Consider the following 16231-nt stretch of genomic DNA (forward strand, 5'->3'; position numbering starts at 1 on the left):
CGACCGTACGCCTGTCACTCCGTCAGGGCGCGATACCGGGGCGATGCGGGCGCCAGGCCGCTCAGCGCTGCGACTGCCGCGGCAGCTCAAGCGCGACCACCGCCGCCGAGTCGCAGTACTCGCGCACCGCGCTCGTCCGGGCCACCACGCGCCCCTTGTGCACCACGATCCGGCTGTACGCGAGGGACAGCACCCCGGCGAGGCTGTCGCCCCGTACGGCCAGCAGCTCGGCGGGGAAGCCCGCCTCGACGCGGACCTCCGGGAGGCCCAGCGTCGCGCGGGCGGCCGTGCCGACCATCTCGTAGGCGGCGCCGGGGCTCGCCTCTCCCAGGGAGGCCAGCAGGTACGCGGCCTCCAGAGGATCGCCGCGGCCCACCGGGTTCGCCACGTCGCGCAGGGCGCCGCTGCCCGCCGCCACCCGCACCCCGGCCGCGCGCAGCAGCCGTACGGGCGCCTGACGGGCCGCCGGGCCCGCCGCCCTCCGGGAGCCCGGCAGGGCGCCACCGCGCCGCTCCAGGGCCGCGCAGCCGCCCTGCGGCAGGCACACGACCGTCACGCCGGCCGCCGCGAGGTGCTCGGCGGTGCGCGCCGCCACCTCCGGCGGCAGCGCCGACAGGCCCGCGCACGGCCCGATCGCCACCCCGGGGCGCAGCCCGCCCGCCATCGCCGCGAACCGGGCCAGCCGCGCGGGGTCGTCGCCGTCCATGTGGAGGTCCACCGCGCAGCCGTGCTCGGCCGCGACCTCCAGGACGGCTTCGGCGTACCCGGCCGGGTCGGGGTCCAGGTCCGGGCAGCCGCCGATGACCGTGGCGCCCATCTTCACGGCGTCCCGCAGCATCGCCAGCCCGTCTGCCCCGGCCGCCCCGGTGAGCATCCGCGGCACCGCCACCGCCGTCATCTCGGCCAGCCCGCGCAGTGACCGGCTCGCCTGGAGGACGGCCTCCAGTGCTTGCAGCGCCTGGACGTCGCCGATGCGTACGTGGGTGCGCAGCGCCGTCGCGCCGTGGCCCAGTTGCAGGAGGGCCGCCTCCGTGGTGCGGCGCTGCACGTCTTCGAGGGTGTCGGTGGCGGGGCCCGCGGCGTCCGCGGTCAGCGCGGTGTCGCAGTGCGCGTGCGGCTCGGCGGGGGCCGGGAGCAGAAGGTAGCCGCCGAGGTCGATACGGGTGCCCTGCGGGGCGAGGCTGCCCGCCGTGCCGACCGCCTCGATGCGCCCGCCGCTGAGCCGTACGTCCACCACGCGGCCGTCGGCGAGCCGGGCGTCGCAGAGCACCAGGGTGCCCGCCGCGGCGCCGGTGCCGTCGCCGCCGGAAGCCTTCTCGGGGCCCGGCTGCGGCTGACTGCTCTCGGACATCGCGCTCCTCGAAGGACCGGGCGTGCAAGATCACGCAGCGTGGTCCGAGCCTAGGGGGCCGCCCGGGTGGCTTCGCGGAGGCGCGAAATAGTCGTACCGGTGTGGTGCGGGGGGCGGGCGGGGCGGTCGCCGGATACGGATTTCACCTTTGGCGGCAGGCCGTGTAATGTCTTCATCGCTCGCCCCAATAGCTCAGTCGGCAGAGCGTCTCCATGGTAAGGAGAAGGTCTACGGTTCGATTCCGTATTGGGGCTCTGATGTGTGAGGTATCCCGCCTTCGGGCGGGGTCCGCTCGCATCACAGCGGTGTAGCTCAGTCGGTAGAGCAAGCGGCTCATAATCGCTGTGTCACCGGTTCAAGTCCGGTCACCGCTACATACAGTAGCCGATTGTGGGGTCGGTCTCCCGATCGGCTACTCTTCATGCGTTCACCCGTCCATCCGTCCGTCAAGGAGCACTCACGTGGCTGCCACCGACGTCCGCCCGAAGATCACGCTGGCCTGCGTGGAGTGCAAGGAGCGGAACTACATCACCAAGAAGAACCGGCGCAACGACCCGGACCGTCTTGAGATGAAGAAGCACTGCCCGCGCTGCAACGCGCACACCGCGCACCGCGAGACGCGATAACACCAGGCTCGACCGCGAGGCCGCTCCCAGTCCATGGGGGCGGCCTCGCGGCGTTGTGGTGCCGGGGCGCGCGGCGCCGTGCCGGGCCCGCGCACCGGTATGACAAGGTCAGGGACCGTTACAGGGACCAGTTCAGGGAGGTTACGAGCCCATGGCGCTCGACCAGTCCTTCGTCGGGCGGAGCTACCCGGCCACCGCTCCTTATGAGGTCGGCCGGGAGAAGATCCGCGAATTCGCCGAGGCGATCGGGGATGCCGCCCCGGCGTACACCGACGCCGAGGCCGCCAGGGCGCTCGGGCACCCCGATGTGATCGCCCCGCCGACCTTTGTGTTCTCCATCACCTTCCGCGCCGCGGGCCAGGTCGTCGAGGACCCGCAGCTGGGCCTCGATTACAGCCGGGTCGTGCACGGCGACCAGAAATTCGTCTACACCCGGCCGGTGCGCGCCGGTGACCGGCTGACCGTCACCTCGACCATCGAGGCGATCAAATCCATGGCGGGAAACGACATTCTCGATATCCGTGGTGAGGTGCACGACGAAGCGGGCGAACACGTGGTGACCGCTTTCACGAAGCTGGTGGCGCGTGCCGCCGGACAGGAGGGCTGACGCGATGACCGCGAAGATCTCTTACGACGATGTCGAGGCCGGCACCGAACTCCCGGCGCAGTCCTTTCCCGTGACCCGTGACACACTCGTGCGCTACGCGGGCGCCTCCGGCGACTTCAACCCGATCCACTGGAACGAGAAGTTCGCCAAGGAGGTCGGCCTCCCCGACGTGATCGCCCACGGCATGTTCACCATGGCCGAGGCGGTCCGCGTGGTCACCGACTGGACCGGCGACCCGGGCGCGGTCGTCGAGTACGGCGTGCGCTTCACCAAGCCCGTCGTGGTCCCCAACGACGACGAGGGCGCGGTCATCGAGGTCAGCGGCAAGGTCGCGGCCAAGCTGGACGACGAGGCCCGTACGGTCCGTGTCGATCTGACCGCGACCAGCGCCGGTCAGAAGGTGCTTGGAATGTCGCGCGCGGTGGTCAAGCTCGCCTGAAAAGCGTGTGCGCAGCCCTACGGGGGCGGTCCCGGCCCGAGTGCCGGGACCGCCCCCGTACTCTTGAGCCCGTGCAGGAACTCCACGATGCCCCCCTCGCCCCGCTGACCACCTTCCGGCTCGGCGGACCGGCCACCCGGCTGCTCACCGCCACCACGGACGACGAAGTGATCGCGGCCGTCCGCGAGGCCGACGCCTCCGGTACGCCGCTGCTCGTCATCGGCGGCGGCAGCAACCTGGTCATCGGCGACAAGGGCTTCGAGGGCACCGCGCTGCGCATCGCCACCCGCGGCTTCACCCTCGACGGCACCGACCTGACGCTGGCCGCGGGCGAGAACTGGTCCGACGCGGTGGCCCGTACGGTCGCCGCCGGGCTCGCGGGCATCGAGTGCCTGGCCGGCATCCCCGGCTCGGCGGGTGCCACACCCATCCAGAACGTGGGCGCGTACGGACAGGAAGTGTCCTCCACGATCACCGAGGTGGTCGCGTACGACCGCACTGCGGGCGAGACCGTGACGCTTTCGAATGCCGAGTGCGCGTTCTCGTACCGCCACAGCCGCTTCAAGGAGCACCCCGACCGCTTCGTCGTGCTGCGGGTGCGCTTCGCCCTGGAGGACGCGGGCGGGCTGTCCGCGCCCATCAAGTACGCGGAGACCGCGCGCACCCTCGGCGTCGAGGCGGGCGAGCGGGTGCCGGCCGCGGACGCCCGCGAGACCGTGCTCAAGCTGCGGGCCGGCAAGGGCATGGTCCTGGACCCGGAGGACCACGACACCTGGTCGGCGGGGTCCTTCTTCACCAACCCCGTCCTCACCGAGGCCCAGCACGCCGACTTCCTCGCCCGCGTCCGCGAACGCCTCGGCGCGGACGTCACCCCGCCCGCCTTCCCGGCGGGGGAGGGCCGCGTGAAGACCTCGGCCGCCTGGCTCATCGACCGCGCGGGCTTCACCAAGGGCTACGGCGACGGCCCGGCCCGTATCTCCACCAAGCACACCCTCGCCCTGACCAACCGCGGCGGGGCCACCACCGAGGATCTGCTCGCGCTGGCCCGCGAGGTCCGCGAGGGCGTCCGCGCGGCCTTCGGCATCACGCTGGTCAACGAGCCGGTGACGGTCGGCGTCACCCTTTAGGACGCGTCACTCCTCGCCCAGCCACGCGTCCACCCCCGCCAGCAGCTTTTGCCGCACGTCCTCCGGCGCCCGCGAGCCCTGGACCGACTGGCGGGCCAGCTCGGCCAGTTCGGCGTCCGAGAAGCCGTGCGCGGTGCGGGCGATCTCGTACTGGGCCGCCAGCCGGGAGCCGAACAGCAGCGGGTCGTCGGCGCCCAGCGCCATCGGGACGCCGGCGTCGTAGAGGGTCCGCAGCGGCACGTCCTCGGGCTTCTCGTAGACCCCCAGGGCCACGTTCGACGCCGGGCAGACCTCGCAGGTCACGCCGCGCTCGGCCAGCCGCCGCAGCAGCGCCGGGTCCTCCGCGGCCCGTACGCCGTGGCCGACGCGCGCCGCGTGCAGGTCGTCCAGGCAGTCCCGCACGCTCGCCGGCCCGGACAGCTCGCCGCCGTGCGGCGCCGCCAGCAGCCCGCCGTCGCGCGCGATGGCGAAGGCCCGGTCGAAGTCGCGCGCGAAACCCCGCCGCTCGTCGTTGGAGAGCCCGAAACCGATCACCCCTTGGTCGGCGTAGCGGACGGCGAGCCGGGCGAGCGTACGGGCGTCCAGGGGGTGTTTCATGCGGTTCGCGGCCACCAGGACACGTATCCCGAGGCCGGTCTCCCTGGAGGCGGCGTGCACCGCGTCCAGGATGATCTCCAGCGCGGGGATCAGCCCGCCCAGCCGCGGCGCGTACGAGGTCGGGTCGACCTGGATCTCCAGCCACCCGGAGCCGTCCCGCACATCCTCCTCGGCGGTCTCGCGGACCAGCCGCTGGATGTCCTCGGGGGAGCGCAGACAGGACCGGGCGATGTCGTACAGCCGCTGGAAGCGGAACCAGCCGCGCTCGTCCGTCGCCCGCAGCCGGGGCGGCTCGCCGCCCTTCAGGGCGTCCGGCAGGTGCACGCCGTACTTGTCGGCGAGGTCCAGCAGGGTCGCGGGCCGCATCGATCCGGTGAAGTGCAGGTGCAGGTGGGCCTTGGGCAGGGCCCGGACATCGCGTACACGTTCCATCCCAGGATCTTGCCGTACGGGGCCGACGGGCCGGTAGGCCCTTTCCCGAACGAGCGCTCGCCCGAAAGCAGATGCGGGCCCCGGGAAAACCCCGGGGCCCGCACACGTCCGGCCGGGCGCTACTTCGCCTCGGCCAGCAGGTTCTGGACGCGCGTGATGCCCTCGACCAGGTCCTCGTCGCCGAGCGCGTACGACAGGCGCAGGTAGCCCGGCGTGCCGAACGCCTCACCAGGGACCACTGCGACCTCGGCCTCCTCCAGGATCAGCTCGGCCAGCTCCACACTGGTCCGCGGGCGCTTGCCGCGGATCTCCTTGCCGAGCAGGTCCTTGACCGACGGGTACGCGTAGAACGCGCCCTCCGGCTCCGGGCACAGCACGCCGTCGATCTCGTTGAGCATCCGCACCATCGTCTGGCGGCGCCGGTCGAAGGCGGTCTTCATCTCCTCGACGGCCGTCAGGTCGCCGGAGACCGCCGCGATGGCCGCGGCCTGCGCCACGTTGGAGACGTTCGAGGTGGCGTGCGACTGGAGGTTCGCCGCGGCCTTGATCACGTCCTTCGGGCCGATCGCCCAGCCCACCCGCCAGCCGGTCATCGCGTACGTCTTCGCCACGCCGTTGACGATGATGCACTTCTCGCGCAGCTCCGGCACGACCACCGGCAGCGAGCAGAACGTCGCGTCGCCGTAGACCAGGTGCTCGTAGATCTCGTCGGTGAGCACCCACAGGCCGTGCTCGGCGGCCCAGCGGCCCACCGCCTCGACCTGCTCGCGGGTGTAGACCGCGCCGGTCGGGTTGGACGGCGAGACGAACAGCAGCACCTTCGTACGGTCCGTACGGGCCGCCTCCAGCTGCTCGACGGACACCCGGTAGCCGGTGGTCTCGTCGGCCACCACCTCCACCGGCACGCCACCCGCCAGCCGGATCGACTCCGGGTAGGTGGTCCAGTACGGGGCGGGCACGATGACCTCGTCGCCCGGGTCCAGGATCGCCGCGAACGCCTCGTAGATCGCCTGCTTGCCACCATTGGTGACCAGCACGTTCGCCGCCTCGACCTCGTAACCGGAGTCGCGCAGCGTCTTGGCGGCGATCGCGGCCTTCAGCTCGGGCAGGCCGCCGGCCGGGGTGTAGCGGTGGTACTTCGGGTTGCGGCAGGCTTCGACGGCCGCCTCGACGATGTAGCCGGGCGTGGGGAAGTCGGGCTCGCCGGCGCCGAAGCCGATCACCGGTCGCCCGGCGGCCTTGAGGGCCTTGGCCTTGGCGTCCACGGCGAGGGTCGCGGACTCGGAGATCGCCCCGACGCGGGCCGACACCCGACGGTCGGTGGGGGACTGTGCGGGAGGAGTAGCGCTCATGTACTGCATGTTCCCAGACCGCTCAGGGGGCGGGCACACGGGTTTGGAGGCGCCACCTCGGGGCTTTCTGTTCGACGCCCGGCCGCGAAGCACGTACACTCGCTGACCGTTGGCACCCAACAGGCCGTCGGCGACCGTGCACCTGGTGCACCGGCCGGCATGCGGTAGGTTGGGGGAACCACAAAGGGTCGTAGCTCAATTGGTAGAGCACTGGTCTCCAAAACCAGCGGTTGGGGGTTCAAGTCCCTCCGGCCCTGCTACACGCACTCTTCACCGAGTCGCGTGCACGCGTACGTACTGAAATGCACCGCCGTGCGGCTCTACCGGGCGCGGCACGGCCAACGACCCGGATTCAGGTGAGGACGAGTGACGGACGCCCTGGGCTCCATCGACATGCCTGAGCGCGGTCGTTCCGAAGGCGAGGCCGCGGAGTCGAAGAAGCCCCGTCGCGGCGGCAAGCGCGGCAAGAAGGGCCCCTTCGCCCGGCTGGCGCTCTTCTACCGGCAGATCATCGCCGAACTCCGCAAGGTCGTCTGGCCCACGCGGGGACAGCTTTCGACGTACACCACTGTGGTGATCGTCTTCGTCGTCATCGTCATCGGTCTCGTAACCGTGATTGACTTGGGATTCAACCAGGCCGTCAAGTACGTCTTCGGCTGATCCCGCGAAGGGCGCCTTTGCGGGCGCCCCTTTGCATGTTCAACCCCTTGAAGCCAGGAAGAAGCAGCCACCGTGTCTGACCCGAACCTGAACGACGCCGCCGACTCCGTCGAGACGGCAGCGGCCGACGTTGACGCGGCTGCCTCGGCCGAGGTCGAGGGCGACGCTGCGGCGCTTGCCGACGAAGAGGCCGCCCGCGAGATCGTCGAGGGCGCCGACGCGGCCGACGAGCTCGACACCGAGGACGCCGAGGCGGGCGAGCCCGCCGAGGAGGCCGCGGTCACCGTCGAGGACGAGGACGCCGCCGAGGGTGCCGAGACCGCCGGGGACGCGGCGGCCGAGGGCGAGGACGAGCCGGTCGACCCGATCGCCGCGCTGCGCGAGGAGCTGCGGACCCTGCCGGGCGAGTGGTACGTGATCCACACCTACGCGGGCTACGAGAAGCGCGTGAAGGCCAACCTGGAGCAGCGCGCCGTCTCGCTCAACGTCGAGGACTTCATCTACCAGGCCGAGGTCCCCGAGGAAGAGATCGTCCAGATCAAGAACGGCGAGCGCAAGAACGTCCGCCAGAACAAGCTCCCGGGCTACGTGCTCGTGCGCATGGACCTGACGAACGAGTCCTGGGGCGTCGTGCGCAACACGCCGGGCGTCACCGGCTTCGTGGGCAACGCCTACGACCCGTACCCGCTCACCCTGGACGAGATCGTCAAGATGCTCGCCCCGGAGGCCGAGGAGAAGGCCGCCAAGGAGGCCGCCGAGGCCGAGGGCAAGCCGGCTCCGTCCCGCAAGGTCGAGGTCCAGGTGCTGGACTTCGAGGTGGGCGACTCGGTCACCGTCACCGACGGCCCGTTCGCCACGCTGCAGGCCACGATCAACGAGATCAACGCCGACTCGAAGAAGGTCAAGGGCCTCGTCGAGATCTTCGGCCGCGAGACCCCGGTCGAGCTGAGCTTCGACCAGATCCAGAAGAACTGACGCTCTTCAGGACACCAGCTTCCGAACAGGTCGGACGGGCCCTCCGGGGACCGTCTGACCTGCTCGGTTTTTGGCCGTACTGCTATACCCGTTATCGTGGTGCGGTATGCCTCCATCCGGATGACCGGATGGACTGGCGAAAAACCTCTCACTAGGACCCGGAGAGAGCATGCCTCCCAAGAAGAAGAAGGTCACGGGGCTCATCAAGCTCCAGATCCAGGCCGGTGCTGCGAACCCGGCCCCGCCGGTCGGCCCCGCGCTGGGTCAGCACGGCGTCAACATCATGGAGTTCTGCAAGGCCTACAACGCCGCGACCGAGTCGCAGCGCGGCTGGGTCATCCCGGTGGAGATCACGGTCTACGAGGACCGTTCCTTCACCTTCATCACCAAGACCCCGCCGGCCTCGAAGATGATCCTGAAGGCCGCGGGCGTGGAGAAGGGCTCCGGCGAGCCGCACAAGAACAAGGTCGCCAAGATCACGGCCGACCAGGTTCGCGAGATCGCCACCACCAAGATGCCCGACCTGAACGCCAACGACCTGGACGCCGCGTCGAAGATCATCGCCGGCACCGCCCGTTCCATGGGCATCACGGTCGAGGGCTGACAGCCACCCCGCACCCGCCCCGCGGCACCCGCCGCACCCAGGGGCACGTGGCAGGGCCAGGCGCTGGCCCGCACCACGACTCCATCGCCATCATTCAGGAGCAGCAGTGAAGCGCAGCAAGAATCTTCGCAACGCGGACGCGAAGGTCGACCGGGAGCGTCTGTACGCCCCGCTCGAGGCCGTCCGTCTGGCCAAGGAGACCTCCACGGCCAAGTTCGACGCGACCGTCGAGGTCGCCATGCGTCTGGGTGTCGACCCGCGCAAGGCCGACCAGATGGTCCGTGGCACCGTGAACCTTCCGCACGGCACCGGTAAGACCGCCCGGGTCCTGGTCTTCGCGACCGGCGACCGTGCTGCGGCCGCGGAAGCCGCGGGCGCCGACATCGTCGGCTCCGACGAACTGATCGACGAGGTCTCCAAGGGCCGTCTGGACTTCGACGCCGTCGTCGCCACGCCGGACCTCATGGGCAAGGTCGGCCGCCTCGGCCGCGTGCTCGGTCCCCGTGGTCTGATGCCGAACCCGAAGACCGGCACCGTCACCCCGGATGTCGCCAAGGCTGTCACCGACATCAAGGGCGGCAAGATCGAGTTCCGCGTGGACAAGCACGCGAACCTCCACTTCATCATCGGCAAGGTGTCCTTCGACGACGCCAAGCTGGTGGAGAACTACGCCGCGGCGCTGGAAGAGATCAACCGTCTCAAGCCGTCCGCCGCCAAGGGCCGGTACATCAAGAAGGCCACCATCACCACCACGATGGGCCCCGGTGTCCAGGTCGACGCCAACCGCACCCGCAACCTCCTCGTCGAGGAGGACCCGGCCGCCGTCTGACACTGACGACGCCGCGCGTACGCGTACGCCGGGCCCCGCATCTCACCGAGGTGCGGGGCCCGACGCATGTCCGGGCAGTGGACGGCCGCGGGCGGCCGGGGCGGCGCGAGCGGCGTGGCGGCCGATACCGGGCCCGTACGGGCGTCGCGGGCGGTTCGGGGCGCGCCGGGCGTTTGGGACGCCTCCGGGCCCGGCAGCGGCCGCTGTCAGCCCCCTGCACTACGCTCACTCGCAGTCGTAAAGCTGATCTACAACGGGGAGAGTTCACGTGCGTACTGCGCGGATCACCGCGGCCGCGGCCGCCGGCGTCGTCAGCTGGCCGGACTGACCGCCTGCGGCGGCAAGGACGGCAACAAGGCGGGCGGCGACAGCGCGGGCGGCGGCTCGCCGGTCCAGGCCGCCGCGGCGGCCCTGCGGACGGCGTCCGAGAAGACCGGCTCGGAGAAGTCGGCCAAGGTCGAGAGCACGACCAAGCAGGGCGGCACGACCCAGTCCATGAAGGGCGGGATGGACTGGTCCCAGGGCATGCGGATGAACGTCGAGACGACCGGCCAGGGCGGCCTCGGCGGCGGCAAGCCCATCCAGGGCATCTACACGCCGGAGGCGATGTACCTCAAGCTCGGGCTCGGCGGCAAGCCCTGGATGAAGTACGACTACAACGCCATGGCCAAGAAGAGCCCGGTCTTCGCGCTGCTCAAGGACCAGATGCAGAACAACAACCCGTCGCGGTCCGTGGGCCTGCTCCTCGCGACGGGCAAGGCGAAGAAGGTCGGCTCGGAGGACGTGCGCGGCGTCAAGGCGACCCACTACACCGCCACCTTCGACGTGGCCGAGCTGACCCGCATGCAGGCGTCCAAGGACTTCAGCGAGAAGGACATGAAGTCGATGGAGGAGGCGCTCAAGAAGAGCGGCACCAAGAACGAGACCATCGACCTGTGGATCGGCCCCGACGACCTGCTCGTCAAGAAGACCGAGAAGATGCAGAACAACCAGGGCGGCTACGAGAACACGGTCTTCTACTCGGACTACGGCACCAAGGTCTCCGTCGAGGAGCCGCCGGCCTCGCAGGTCAACGACGCGGCCAAGCTCAGCTCCGGCGCCATGGGCGGCGGCCTGGCGGGCTGACGCCGCCGACACCCGCCGTTCGCGGGCCCGGCGCGCCGCGCGCCGCCGGGCCCGGGGACGGATTTGCCTGCGCCTGGGCCGTTCGCGTACCGTAGCGAGGAAGCCAAAGACCGCTGGTTGTCTCCGCGCGCCCGTATGGGCGTACGGAACCGAAGGATCCGCTAGCTGCGGACGGCCTGCGCAGGTGGACGAGGAAGATCTCCCGGAAGAACTCCGTTTCGACCGGTTGAGCCATGCCCCGTGCGCTTGCGCCGGGGCGTTTGTTTTGCCCAGCCCCTTCTGCGCGGTCCTCATCACCCGGAAGGAGGCCGAGGCTCATGGCGAGGCCCGACAAGGTCGCAGCCGTCGAGGAGATCACGGAGAAGCTCCGTAACTCCAACGCCGCTGTTGTGACCGCGTACACCGGACTGTCCGTCGCTCAGCTCAAGCAGCTGCGCCGTTCGCTCGGTGACAACGCTCAGTACCGTGTGGTGAAGAACACGCTGACCAAGATTGCGGCCAATGAGGCCGGGATCACGCTGGACGAGCACCTCAAGGGCTCGACGGCCGTCGCCTTCGTGACCGGTGACCCGGTCGAGGCGGCGAAGGGTCTTCGTGACTTCGCCAAGGAGAACCCCTCTCTCGTCATCAAGGGCGGTGTCCTCGAAGGCAGGGCGCTGTCCGCCGACGAGATCAAGAAGCTTGCGGACCTCGAGTCCCGCGAGGTTCTGCTCGCCAAGCTGGCGGGTGGCATGAAGGCGTCCATGGCCAAGGCCGCGGCGACCTTCCAGGCCCCGCTCACGAAGATGGTCCGCACCGCGGAAGCTCTTCGCAGCAAGGTCGAGCAGGGCGGTGCCGGTGAGCCGGCTCCCGCCGAGGCCGCGGAGTAACCACTTCGCAGTCCAGCGGGCACGTCTGCTCAGCACGCCCGCCGCAATGTACATCCGGCACCAGCCGAATTAGTGGAAGGACCGCCACCATGGCGAAGCTCACCCAGGACGAACTGCTCGCCCAGTTCGAGGAGATGACCCTCATCGAGCTCTCCGACTTCGTGAAGAAGTTCGAGGAGAAGTTCGACGTCGAGGCTGCCGCCCCGGCCGCCGTCGTCGCTGCCGGCCCGGCCCAGGGTGACGGCGGCGCCGCCGCTGCCGAGGAGCAGGACGAGTTCGACGTCATCCTGACCGGCGCCGGCGACAAGAAGATCCAGGTCATCAAGGTCGTGCGCGAGCTGACCTCGCTGGGTCTGAAGGAGGCCAAGGACCTCGTCGACGGCACCCCGAAGCCGGTCCTCGAGAAGGTCGCCAAGGACGCCGCGGACAAGGCCGCCGAGGCCCTCAAGGGCGCCGGCGCCTCCGTCGAGGTCAAGTGACCTCAGGAGTCCGCTGACTCTTCGCGAACCTGAAGGCGATCACCCATGCGGGTGGTCGCCTTCGGGCGTTCGGGCCGCGGCTGCGCCGACCCGCCCTTCCGTGCGAGTATGGTGATCTTCGTGCCCGCGGACCCGCGCCCCGTGACGATCTTCCAACGGGTGGGGGGCCTTGACGAACCGCACGCAGCGCGCAATTCTCAGGACGCGACGCCAGAAGCGATCCGGGTTCGAGGCATGGATCGCCGGCGAAGAGGGAAGCATCGGGGTGCGCCTCTTGGCGCACGGCTTGCGGCAGGCATGAGACGTTGGGCGTTGAGAAGAACAAAGAGGGGTACCTCCGTCACGGAGGGTGCCGCCTCCCGGAGGGAGAAGATCGGTATCACAGTGCTGTACCGGTCTCCGGAAACTCGCTCTGGACATCAGTGTGCCGAGTGGCTACACTGACCCTTTGCGCTGCCTGTTAGCTGCTCCCTGCCCGTCACCAGGGGCATACCCGAGCCCGAGCAATGCCGACCGAACCGCCCTGACCTGGGCCTTTCCTCCGGCTGTGTTCGGACCGGGACCGGTACGCGCGTAGTGAGTCCGAGCCCTCGGAAGGACCCCCTCTTGGCCGCCTCGCGCAACGCCTCGACTGCCAATACGAACAACGGCGACAGCACCGCCCCGCTGCGCATCTCTTTTGCGAAGATCAAGGAGCCCCTCGGGGTTCCGAACCTCCTTGCGCTGCAGACCGAAAGCTTCGACTGGCTGCTCGGCAATGCCGCATGGAAGGGTCGCGTCGAGGCTGCGCTGGAAAGTGGTCAGGACGTCCCCACCAAGTCCGGTCTGGAGGAGATCTTCGAAGAGATCTCCCCGATCGAGGACTTCTCCGGGTCGATGTCGCTGACGTTCCGCGACCACCGATTCGAGCCCCCGAAGAACTCCATCGACGAGTGCAAGGAGCGCGACTTCACGTACGCGGCCCCGCTCTTCGTCACCGCCGAGTTCACCAACAACGAGACCGGGGAGATCAAGTCCCAGACGGTCTTCATGGGCGACTTCCCGCTCATGACCAACAAGGGCACCTTCTGCATCAACGGCACCGAGCGTGTCGTCGTCTCGCAGCTGGTCCGCTCGCCGGGCGTCTACTTCGACAGCCAGATCGACAAGACCTCCGACAAGGACATCTTCACCGCCAAGATCATCCCGTCCCGGGGTGCCTGGCTGGAGATGGAGATCGACAAGCGCGACATGGTCGGCGTGCGCATCGACCGCAAGCGCAAGCAGTCGGTGACCGTCCTCCTGAAGGCCCTCGGCTGGACGACCGAGCAGATCCTGGAGGAGTTCGGCGAGTACGAGTCCATGCGCGCCACCCTGGAGAAGGACCACACCCAGGGCCAGGACGACGCGCTGCTCGACATCTACCGCAAGCTGCGTCCGGGCGAGCCGCCGACGCGCGAGGCCGCGCAGACGCTGCTGGAGAACCTCTACTTCAACCCGAAGCGCTACGACCTGGCGAAGGTCGGCCGCTACAAGGTCAACAAGAAGCTCGGCGGTGACGAGCCGCTCGACGCGGGCGTGCTGACCACCGACGACATCATCGCCACGATCAAGTACCTGGTGAAGCTCCACGCGGGCGAGACCGAGACGATCGGCGAGAACGGCACGGAGATCGTCGTCGAGACCGACGACATCGACCACTTCGGCAACCGCCGTCTGCGCAACGTCGGCGAGCTGATCCAGAACCAGGTCCGTACGGGTCTCGCCCGTATGGAGCGTGTCGTGCGCGAGCGCATGACCACCCAGGACGTCGAGGCGATCACGCCGCAGACCCTGATCAACATCCGGCCGGTCGTCGCCTCCATCAAGGAGTTCTTCGGCACCAGCCAGCTGTCCCAGTTCATGGACCAGACCAACCCGCTGTCGGGCCTGACCCACAAGCGCCGTCTGTCGGCGCTGGGCCCCGGTGGTCTCTCCCGTGAGCGGGCCGGCCTGGACGTCCGTGACGTGCACCCCTCGCACTACGGCCGCATGTGCCCGATCGAGACGCCCGAAGGCCCGAACATCGGTCTGATCGGCTCGCTCGCCTCGTACGGCCGGGTCAACGTCTTCGGCTTCATCGAGACGCCGTACCGCAAGGTCGTCGACGGCCGGGTCACCGAGCAGGTCGACTACCTGACCGCCGATGAGGAAGACCGCTTCCTGATCGCCCAGGCGAACGCGCCCCTCACCGAGGACATGCAGTTCGCCGAGGGCCGCGTGATGTGCCGCCGCCGCGGTGGTGAGGTCGACCTCGCCGCCCGCGAGGACGTGGACTACATGGACGTCTCGCCGCGCCAGATGGTGTCGGCCGCGACCGCCATGATCCCCTTCCTGGAGCACGACGACGCCAACCGCGCGCTCATGGGATCGAACATGATGCGCCAGGCCGTGCCGCTGATCAAGGCGGAGGCCCCGCTGGTCGGCACCGGCATGGAGTACCGCTGCGCGGTCGACGCCGGTGACGTCATCAAGGCGGAGAAGGACGGTGTGGTCCAGGAGGTCTCCGCGGACTACATCACCGTCGCCAACGACGACGGCACGTACACCACGTACCGCGTCGCCAAGTTCACCCGCTCGAACCAGGGCACCTCCTTCAACCAGAAGGTCGTCGTGGACGAGGGCGCCCGTGTGGTCGTGGGCCAGGTGCTCGCCGACGGTCCGTCCACGGACGAGGGCGAGATGGCGCTCGGCAAGAACCTGCTCGTGGCGTTCATGCCGTGGGAGGGCCACAACTACGAGGACGCGATCATCCTGTCGCAGCGCCTCGTGCAGGACGACGTCCTGTCCTCGATCCACATCGAGGAGCACGAGGTCGACGCCCGGGACACCAAGCTCGGCCCGGAGGAGATCACCCGGGACATCCCGAACGTCTCCGAGGAGGTCCTCTCGGACCTCGACGAGCGCGGCATCATCCGGATCGGTGCCGAGGTCGTTGCCGGCGACATCCTCGTCGGCAAGGTCACGCCCAAGGGTGAGACCGAGCTGACCCCCGAGGAGCGCCTGCTGCGCGCGATCTTCGGTGAGAAGGCCCGTGAGGTCCGTGACACCTCGCTGAAGGTCCCGCACGGCGAGATCGGCAAGGTCATCGGCGTCCGCGTCTTCGACCGCGAGGAGGGCGACGAGCTGCCCCCGGGCGTGAACCAGCTGGTCCGCGTCTACGTGGCGCAGAAGCGCAAGATCACCGACGGTGACAAGCTCGCCGGCCGCCACGGCAACAAGGGCGTCATTTCCAAGATCCTGCCGGTCGAGGACATGCCGTTCCTGGAGGACGGCACCCCGGTCGACATCATCCTCAACCCGCTGGGTGTCCCGTCCCGAATGAACCCGGGACAGGTCCTGGAGATCCACCTCGGCTGGCTCGCCAGCCAGGGCTGGAAGGTCGAGGGCGACGAGGACTGGCAGAAGCGCCTCCAGGCGATCGGCGCCGACGACGTCGCGCCGCGCACCAACGTCGCGACCCCGGTCTTCGACGGTGCGCGCGAGGACGAGCTCGCCGGTCTGTTCGACGCGACGCTCCCCAACCGCGACGGCGAGCGGATGGTCAAGAACTCCGGCAAGGCCCGGATGTTCGACGGCCGTTCCGGTGAGCCGTTCCCGGACCCGATCTCGGTCGGGTACATGTACATCCTGAAGCTCCACCACCTGGTCGACGACAAGCTGCACGCGCGTTCGACCGGCCCGTACTCGATGATCACCCAGCAGCCGCTGGGTGGTAAGGCCCAGTTCGGTGGCCAGCGCTTCGGTGAGATGGAGGTGTGGGCGCTGGAGGCATACGGCGCCGCGTACGCCCTCCAGGAACTGCTGACCATCAAGTCCGACGACGTGACCGGCCGCGTGAAGGTCTACGAGGCCATCGTCAAGGGCGAGAACATCCCCGAGCCCGGCATTCCCGAGTCCTTCAAGGTCCTCATCAAGGAAATGCAGTCGCTGTGCCTGAACGTGGAGGTGCTGTCCTCGGACGGCATGTCCATCGAGATGCGCGACACGGACGAGGATGTCTTCCGCGCCGCGGAGGAGCTCGGCATCGACCTGTCCCGGCGCGAGCCGAGCAGCGTCGAAGAGGTCTGACGGGTCTGGCCGGGACCTCCCAGCGAGGTCCCGGCCCCACCCCGGACCCCCTCAGACCATGATTGAGACT

15 protein-coding genes and 3 tRNA genes are annotated in these 16231 nt (G+C 69.3%); 15 read left to right on the plus strand and 3 right to left on the minus strand.

From position 1 onward, the window contains the following. Positions 1–61: 61 nt before the first annotated feature. Positions 62–1351: a hydrolase gene (locus tag ADK86_RS09090; protein WP_053696139.1), complete on the minus strand. Its 1290-nt coding sequence runs from the start codon at positions 1349–1351 to the stop codon at positions 62–64. Between the two features lie 181 nt (positions 1352–1532). On the opposite strand from ADK86_RS09090, the gene ADK86_RS09095 reads away from it, so the two are divergent. From ADK86_RS09095 to ADK86_RS09120, 6 genes are all read left to right on the plus strand, one after another. Further along, positions 1533–1605, plus strand: a tRNA-Thr gene (locus tag ADK86_RS09095). Between the two features lie 47 nt (positions 1606–1652). Beyond that, positions 1653–1725: transfer RNA gene (locus tag ADK86_RS09100), tRNA-Met, on the plus strand. 87 nt (positions 1726–1812) lie between these two features. Continuing rightward, on the plus strand, positions 1813–1977 hold the full coding sequence (rpmG, locus tag ADK86_RS09105; RefSeq protein ID WP_004571794.1) for a 50S ribosomal protein L33: 165 nt from the start codon (positions 1813–1815) through the stop codon (positions 1975–1977). 151 nt (positions 1978–2128) lie between these two features. Further along, the gene (locus ADK86_RS09110) at positions 2129–2584 is read left to right on the plus strand and encodes a MaoC family dehydratase N-terminal domain-containing protein (RefSeq protein WP_030589579.1); all 456 of its coding nucleotides are present in this window, start codon (positions 2129–2131) and stop codon (positions 2582–2584) included. Between the two features lie 4 nt (positions 2585–2588). Beyond that, a complete protein-coding gene (locus tag ADK86_RS09115) occupies positions 2589–3023 on the plus strand; it encodes a MaoC family dehydratase (protein ID WP_053696140.1) in 435 nt (144 codons plus the stop codon). A 71-nt stretch (positions 3024–3094) separates the two neighbouring features. Further along, complete coding sequence (locus tag ADK86_RS09120) at positions 3095–4150, plus strand: UDP-N-acetylmuramate dehydrogenase (protein ID WP_053696141.1); 1056 nt, start codon at positions 3095–3097, stop codon at positions 4148–4150. A 6-nt stretch (positions 4151–4156) separates the two neighbouring features. On the opposite strand, the gene ADK86_RS09125 is transcribed toward ADK86_RS09120, so the two are convergent. Beyond that, positions 4157–5179: an adenosine deaminase gene (locus tag ADK86_RS09125; protein ID WP_053696142.1), complete on the minus strand. Its 1023-nt coding sequence runs from the start codon at positions 5177–5179 to the stop codon at positions 4157–4159. A 119-nt stretch (positions 5180–5298) separates the two neighbouring features. Next, positions 5299–6531: a pyridoxal phosphate-dependent aminotransferase gene (locus ADK86_RS09130; RefSeq protein WP_053696168.1), complete on the minus strand. Its 1233-nt coding sequence runs from the start codon at positions 6529–6531 to the stop codon at positions 5299–5301. Positions 6532–6715: 184 nt separating this feature from the next. On the opposite strand from ADK86_RS09130, the gene ADK86_RS09135 reads away from it, so the two are divergent. The 9 genes from ADK86_RS09135 to rpoB all read left to right on the plus strand — a co-directional run bounded on the left by ADK86_RS09135 (position 6716) and on the right by rpoB (position 16161). Next, positions 6716–6788: transfer RNA gene (locus ADK86_RS09135), tRNA-Trp, on the plus strand. 109 nt (positions 6789–6897) lie between these two features. Continuing rightward, entirely contained in the window at positions 6898–7191 is a 294-nt protein-coding gene (secE, locus tag ADK86_RS09140) for a preprotein translocase subunit SecE (protein ID WP_030589592.1), read from the plus strand. A gap of 72 nt (positions 7192–7263) precedes the next feature. Next, positions 7264–8166: a transcription termination/antitermination protein NusG gene (gene nusG / locus ADK86_RS09145; protein ID WP_053696143.1), complete on the plus strand. Its 903-nt coding sequence runs from the start codon at positions 7264–7266 to the stop codon at positions 8164–8166. A 169-nt stretch (positions 8167–8335) separates the two neighbouring features. Beyond that, positions 8336–8770, plus strand: coding sequence for a 50S ribosomal protein L11 (rplK, locus tag ADK86_RS09150; protein ID WP_004571802.1), 435 nt, complete (start codon positions 8336–8338; stop codon positions 8768–8770). Positions 8771–8876: 106 nt separating this feature from the next. After that, positions 8877–9599, plus strand: a complete 723-nt coding sequence (rplA, locus tag ADK86_RS09155) for a 50S ribosomal protein L1 (protein WP_053696144.1) — start codon at positions 8877–8879, stop codon at positions 9597–9599. 66 nt (positions 9600–9665) lie between these two features. After that, on the plus strand, positions 9666–10724 hold the full coding sequence (locus tag ADK86_RS09160) for a hypothetical protein (protein WP_234345780.1): 1059 nt from the start codon (positions 9666–9668) through the stop codon (positions 10722–10724). A 317-nt stretch (positions 10725–11041) separates the two neighbouring features. Next, positions 11042–11593 carry a 50S ribosomal protein L10 gene (gene rplJ, locus ADK86_RS09165; RefSeq protein ID WP_030589603.1) on the plus strand — a complete coding sequence of 184 codons (552 nt, stop codon included), beginning with the start codon at positions 11042–11044 and terminating at the stop codon, positions 11591–11593. Positions 11594–11682: 89 nt separating this feature from the next. After that, entirely contained in the window at positions 11683–12072 is a 390-nt protein-coding gene (gene rplL, locus ADK86_RS09170; protein WP_030589606.1) for a 50S ribosomal protein L7/L12, read from the plus strand. 606 nt (positions 12073–12678) lie between these two features. After that, positions 12679–16161 carry a DNA-directed RNA polymerase subunit beta gene (rpoB, locus tag ADK86_RS09175; protein WP_030589609.1) on the plus strand — a complete coding sequence of 1161 codons (3483 nt, stop codon included), beginning with the start codon at positions 12679–12681 and terminating at the stop codon, positions 16159–16161. Positions 16162–16231 lie beyond the last annotated feature (70 nt).

Origin of the sequence: Streptomyces sp. NRRL F-5755 (assembly GCF_001279365.1) — a bacterium.
GTDB lineage: Bacteria > Actinomycetota > Actinomycetes > Streptomycetales > Streptomycetaceae > Streptomyces > Streptomyces rimosus.

Coding starts and splice junctions, on each gene's coding strand:
- ADK86_RS09160 (WP_234345780.1), top strand. CDS start 9,666: ATGTCCGGGCAGTGGACGGCCGCGGGCGGCCGGGGCGGCGCGAGCGGC.
- rplL (WP_030589606.1), top strand. CDS start 11,683: ATGGCGAAGCTCACCCAGGACGAACTGCTCGCCCAGTTCGAGGAGATG.
- rplK (WP_004571802.1), top strand. CDS start 8,336: ATGCCTCCCAAGAAGAAGAAGGTCACGGGGCTCATCAAGCTCCAGATC.
- rplJ (WP_030589603.1), top strand. CDS start 11,042: ATGGCGAGGCCCGACAAGGTCGCAGCCGTCGAGGAGATCACGGAGAAG.
- ADK86_RS09125 (WP_053696142.1), bottom strand. CDS start 5,179: ATGGAACGTGTACGCGATGTCCGGGCCCTGCCCAAGGCCCACCTGCAC.
- ADK86_RS09090 (WP_053696139.1), bottom strand. CDS start 1,351: ATGTCCGAGAGCAGTCAGCCGCAGCCGGGCCCCGAGAAGGCTTCCGGC.
- ADK86_RS09115 (WP_053696140.1), top strand. CDS start 2,589: ATGACCGCGAAGATCTCTTACGACGATGTCGAGGCCGGCACCGAACTC.
- ADK86_RS09130 (WP_053696168.1), bottom strand. CDS start 6,531: ATGAGCGCTACTCCTCCCGCACAGTCCCCCACCGACCGTCGGGTGTCG.
- ADK86_RS09110 (WP_030589579.1), top strand. CDS start 2,129: ATGGCGCTCGACCAGTCCTTCGTCGGGCGGAGCTACCCGGCCACCGCT.